The organism is Synechococcus sp. H55.9 (assembly GCF_047462355.1).
Lineage (GTDB): Bacteria > Cyanobacteriota > Cyanobacteriia > Thermostichales > Thermostichaceae > Thermostichus.
Genome location: NZ_JANSJB010000024.1, coordinates 1 through 2,176 on the forward strand (window position 1 = coordinate 1; position 2,176 = coordinate 2,176).

Annotated in this window: 1 protein-coding gene; it reads left to right on the plus strand. The window is 62.8% G+C overall.

The window, feature by feature from the left end:
- The first annotated feature begins 114 nt into the window (after nt 1-114).
- Nucleotides 115-2,151 carry a cation:proton antiporter gene (locus NW857_RS04995; RefSeq protein WP_414368153.1) on the plus strand — a complete coding sequence of 679 codons (2,037 nt, stop codon included), beginning with the start codon at nt 115-117 and terminating at the stop codon, nt 2,149-2,151.
- Nucleotides 2,152-2,176: the final 25 nt, after the last annotated feature.

The window sequence follows — 2,176 nt, forward strand, 5'->3', positions numbered from 1 at the left end:
GAAAGGGAGGGTTGAGGCGGGCGAGGTCTCCCCGTGGCTAGTTGGGAGGATTGCTTCCATAATTAGGGAGACGTCCAGCCAGGGGCCTGGCCGATGGAGGCCATACGCTCACTTTTGCAAGAGGAGCCTATCCTCTCGTTTGCTCTACTGCTGGGGGTGATCCTGGTGGTGCCGCTGCTCTTTGAGCGGCTGCGCCTGCCGGGGCTGGTGGGCCTTTTGGCGGCGGGGATCGCCCTGGGGCCGCAGGGGCTGAACCTGCTGAGCTCAAAGCTGCCGACGGTGCAGTTGCTCTCGGATATCGGCGTGGTCTACCTGCTGTTTGTGGCCGGGCTGGAGATCGACCTGGAGCAATTTCGGCAGACCCGCAACCGCTCCGCCACCTTTGGCTTGTTGACCTTTGCCATCCCTCTAACCGTGGGCACTGCCATTGGGCGGCTATTTGGCTTCGGCTGGAACGCCGCCATCCTGCTGGGATCCCTGTTTGCCTCTCACACTCCCCTGGGCTACCCCATCGTCAGCCGCTATGGCCTGGTGAAAAACGAGGCGGTGCTGGTCACCATCGGCGGCACCATCTTCACCGACATTGCCGCGCTGCTGGTCTTGGCGGTCTGCGTCGGCATCCACGGCGGCGAGTTTTCCCTCTGGAGCGTGATGCGGCTGCTGGGATCCCTGCTGCTGTATGCGGCTGCGGTGCTGTTTGGGGTGGACTGGCTGGGGCAGCGGTTTTTTCGTGTAACCGGCAGCGAAGAGGGCAACCAATTTTTGTTTGTGCTGCTGGCTCTGTTTGTGGCAGCTCTGGGGGCGCAATGGATTGGGGTAGAGAAGATCATCGGCGCCTTTCTGGCGGGGCTAGCCGTGAACGATGTGCTGCGGGAGGGCTCTGTCAAAGAAAAGATCGTCTTTGTCGGCAGCATCTTGTTCATCCCCGTCTTTTTTGTGGATATAGGGCTGTTGCTCGACCTGCGCGCCTTTCTACAAACCCTCAGCTCCCTTTGGCTGATGTTGAGTATCCTGCTGGGGTTGACCCTGAGCAAATACGCTGCCGCCCAACTCTGTCAGTGGCTCTACCACTACACCCCGGCGCAAAAGCTGATGATGTGGTCGCTTTCCTTACCCCAGGTGGCGGCCACCTTGGCGGCAACCCTGGTGGGGTACCGCGTGGGGTTGCTCAATGCAGAGGTGCTCAACAGCGTGGTGGTGTTGATGTTGGTTACGGCCACCCTGGGCCCAATTTTGACCAGTCGGGCGGCCACGCAAATGGCTATGGAGGAGGAACAGGGTCGGCTTCCATCTGCCGCAGGGGTCGCTCCCGCCTCTGCAGCGCCGCCTTCCCCGCCCTACGTGGTCGTGGTGCCGCTGGCCAATCCCGAAACCGAGGAAAACCTGCTGGAGATGGCCTGCCTCCTGGCCAAGCACGAGGGCGGGCGGGTGGTTCCCCTCGCGGTGGCGACCGGCCACCTGCACATGGACTCTCCCTTGCTGCAGGACTCTCTAGAACACGGCGAGGATCTGCTGCGGCGGGCAGTGGAGTTTTGTCAGGCCTCGGGAGTAGAAGTTACCCCCCTCAGCCGCATCGACAGTCACGTTGCCCAAGGGATCAGCCACGCCAGCCGTGAGCAGAACGCCAGCCTCATCGTCATGGGCTGGAGCGATCCCACCCGCTTGCGGGCCCGCCTCTTCGGCAGTGTCATCAATAGCGTCCTCTGGGCCGCCCATTGCCCGGTTGCCGTGGCGCGCCTGCTCCAGCCCTCTCACAAGCTGCGGCGGATCCTGGTGGCGCTGGAAAACTTTCGCTCGCAGGCGGCTCGGGCAGTGCGCTTAGCCGAGATCTTGGCTGCCGCCAACCAGGGAGAGGTTACCTTGCTCCACATCTGCCTCGCCAGCACCCCCGAAAGCGATCGCCAGTGGCTGGAGGCGCAGCTTTTGTCCCTGGCCCAACAGCCGGACTTGAGCTGCCCTGTCCAGGTAAAGGTCTTGGCCAGCGACGATGTCGTCGAAGCCCTCTTGCAGGAGGCCCAAGGGTTTGACCTGGTGGTGTTGCCCTCTTTTCGGCGGCGCAACCCCAGCGGGAGCCTATCCTTCAGCGACACGACCACCCGCATCCTGGAACGCCTCACCAGCTCTTTGATCATGGTCGGGGAGCCCCTCTAAACGACAGCGGGGGTCGGATCCCCCC